The following is a 2973-nucleotide window of genomic DNA, read 5'->3' as shown; positions in this document are numbered from 1 at the left end:
GGCGATCCAGAACACGAGGTGGTAGCTGGCGATCGTCGCATCGGCCGTACGTGTGGTGCCGTGGGTGGCGAGGTACCTGCTGGTGGCGAGGGCGGCGAGTGAGCTGAACACGGCGGTGCCGATGGAGCCGCCGATCTGCTGGGACGTGTTGACCATCGCGGAGGCGACGCCGGCGTCAGAGACGGTGACTCCGCTGGTTGCGGCGTTCTGCACGGGGCCGAAGATCAGGCCGAAGCCGAGGCCCATGATCAGTAGTGACGGGAGGACGGTGGCCGCGTAGCCGGTGTCGGTTCCGATCCGGGTCAGGAGCGCGAGCCCGATCGCTGCGAGGAGTGCGCCGGCGGGGACGAGGGGCCGTGGTCCGACGCGGGGCATCAGGACCGTGCCGGAGACGACGGCGCCGATCATGACGCATCCGATCATGGGAAGGAATGCGACTCCGGTGAGGATCGGACTGATCCCGAGGGTCTGCTGGAGGTAGTAGGTCAGGAACAGGAAGATGACGAAGGTGCCGGCTCCCGCGATGCCCAGGGTGAGGTACGAGGCTCCGCGGACACGGTCCAGGACCACCTTGATCGGCAGCAGCGGGTGATCCACCCGTCGTTCGATGACCACGAACGCGATGAGGGCGGCGACCCCGATGATGGTGGGGATGAAGGTTACGGGGTCGGTCCAGCCGTGATCGGCGGCGTTCCCGAGCCCGTAGACGATGCCAGCGAGACCGAGTACCGCCGTGACCGCGCCGGCAGCGTCGAACCTGACCCGGGCGGGTCGGGTGCCGTCGCGCAGGAACACGATCGCGCCGAGGAACGCGAGGACGGCGAAGATCAGGTTCACGTACAGGCACCACCGCCACGACAGGGTTTCGGTGAGGAATCCGCCGAGAAGCAGCCCGATCGCGCCGCCGGCACCGGAGATCGCGCCGAATACCCCGAACGCCTTGCCGCGATCGGTTGGGTTGTCGGAGAACGTCACGGAGAGCAGGGAGAGTGCTGCGGGGGCGAGTGCGGCCGCGAATGCACCCTGCGCGACACGAGCGACCAGCAGCACCTCGAATCCGGTCGCGGCGCCTCCGACCGCGGACGCGATGGCGAACCCACAGAGCCCGATTATGAACATGCGCTTCCGGCCGAACAGGTCCGACAGGCGTCCGCCGATCAGCAGCAGGCTGCCGAACGCGAGCGCGTATCCGGTAATCACCCACTGCCGGTCCACGATGGAGAATCCGAGATCGCGTTGCGCGCTCGGCAGCGCGATGTTCACGATGGTGTTATCGACGATGTCCATCAGCTGCGCCAGACTCAGTACTGCCAGCGCCAGCCACCGGTTGGGCACCGGCACACTCGTGGTCATCTATCCGACCGTGAGAACGAGCTTGCCACGGACTGTGCCGGACTCGCCGACCCGGTGGGCCTCCGCGACGTCCGCCAGTGGGAACGTCCGGCCCACCGGGATACGGAACGTGCCTTCGTCGGTGAGTTGCATCGCCAAGCCGATCGCGTACTCGGCGCGGCCCTCGTCGCCTCGGCTGAACCGGACGCCGTACTGCTTCGCACCCGGGACGTCGGCGATCGTGATCACGTTCTCCGCGCCGTCGGCGAGGTCGATCAGTTCCGGCAGCACACCGCTGCCGGCGACATCGAGGGCGAGGTCGACCCCGTTAGGAGTGATGGCTCGCACCTGGTCGGTCAGCCCATCGCCGTAGGCGACGGGCTCCGCGCCAAGGCTCCGCAGGTAGTCGTGTGTCGCGGGGCTGCCCGTGCCGATCACGCGGGCACCGCGGTGGACAGCGAACTGCACCGCTGCGCTGCCGATGCTCCCGGATGCCCCATTGATCAAGACCGTGCTTCCCTCGGTGACGCTCAGCTGATCCAAGGCCCGGGCGGCTGTCTCCACCGTCGACGGCAGCGCGGCCGCACCGACGAAGTCCAGTGACGCGGGGATCGGCGCCCACGTCGACAGGACCGCAAACTCGGCCTGAGCGGCACCCCCACCACCGATACCAACGACCTTGTCGCCGAGCTGCACCCCGCTGACACGCTCACCGATCTCATCGACCACGCCAGCTGCTTCGTAGCCCATCGTCTGCGGCAGCTCCTGGTCCATCTGCCCCGACCGCTTCTTCCAATCGCTCGCGTTCATCCCCGCTGCCCGTACCCGGATGCGCACTTCACCGACGCCGGCGTGCGGTTCGGGGAGGTCGACGATCTCGAGAACCTCCGGACCGCCGAACCTGCTGAACTGTGCTGCCTTCATGGTGATGCTCCCTCTCATTCGCGTCGCCCGGTGTGGACGAGCCGGGCAGCTACCGACTGGCTTTGGGGCAGGTCGGGATGCTGTCATTCCAAAGATTATGCCACTAAGCTAAGTCACACAACCCGTGGAGGAGGCGCTCATGGCACGAACGGATCGCCGAGGTGGACCGGAGACGAAGGATCGCATCGCGCAGACCGCGTCACGACTCTTCGTCGAGCGCGGGTTCGAGGAGGTCACGGTGGCGGAGATCGGGCGGGCTGCGGGAGTGTCCAGTGTCACGGTGTTCAAGTACTTCCCGAAGAAGGAGGACCTGTTCTTCGACCGGGCCGACGAGATCCACGACCTCTTCCTCGCGGCCGTTCGCAGCCACAGAACGCGCGCCGAAGTGCTTGACGCAGTCCGCGCGCTCCTGCTCGACCTGCTCGACCAGCAGCATCCACTCTCCGGCCTCGACGAACGCTCCGTTGTCTTCTTCCGCACAGTGGCGCAATCGCCGACCCTGATCGCCCGGGCCCGTCAGCTTGCCGCTGATCTTCAGTACGGCCTGACCCGGGAACTTGACGAGGCCGGCTTCGACGACGATTTCGCTCTCGTCGCCGCGTTCCTTGTCGCTGGATACACCCGCATCCTCATCGAGACCGCGACCGAGCTGCTTGCCGGGGCCTCGGGTAAGGGCCTTGCCGAGCGGCACCGGGCCCGTATCGAACGCCTCCTCTA

At 67.0% G+C, this 2973-nt stretch carries 3 protein-coding genes; 1 reads left to right on the top strand and 2 read right to left on the bottom strand.

Annotated features, from left to right (window positions below; translation table 11 throughout):
- Both VGC18_RS09000 and VGC18_RS08995 read right to left on the bottom strand, forming a co-directional pair.
- The coding region (locus VGC18_RS09000; RefSeq protein WP_331096454.1) for a DHA2 family efflux MFS transporter permease subunit at nt 1-1353 on the bottom strand (1353 nt) is incomplete at its 3' end.
- Nucleotides 1354-2256, bottom strand: a complete 903-nt coding sequence (locus VGC18_RS08995) for an NADP-dependent oxidoreductase (protein ID WP_331096451.1) — start codon at nt 2254-2256, stop codon at nt 1354-1356.
- Nucleotides 2257-2395: 139 nt separating this feature from the next.
- Between VGC18_RS08995 and VGC18_RS08990 the strand changes: the two genes are divergently transcribed.
- A partial coding sequence (locus VGC18_RS08990) for a TetR/AcrR family transcriptional regulator (protein WP_331096449.1) occupies nt 2396-2973 on the top strand: 578 nt, incomplete at its 3' end.

Origin of the sequence: Lacisediminihabitans sp., from assembly GCF_036404185.1 — a bacterium.
In the GTDB taxonomy this organism is placed as follows: Bacteria; Actinomycetota; Actinomycetes; order Actinomycetales; family Microbacteriaceae; genus Lacisediminihabitans.
The sequence above is the reverse complement of the archived record's forward strand: the minus strand, read 5'-3'. Positions and strand labels throughout refer to the sequence as shown.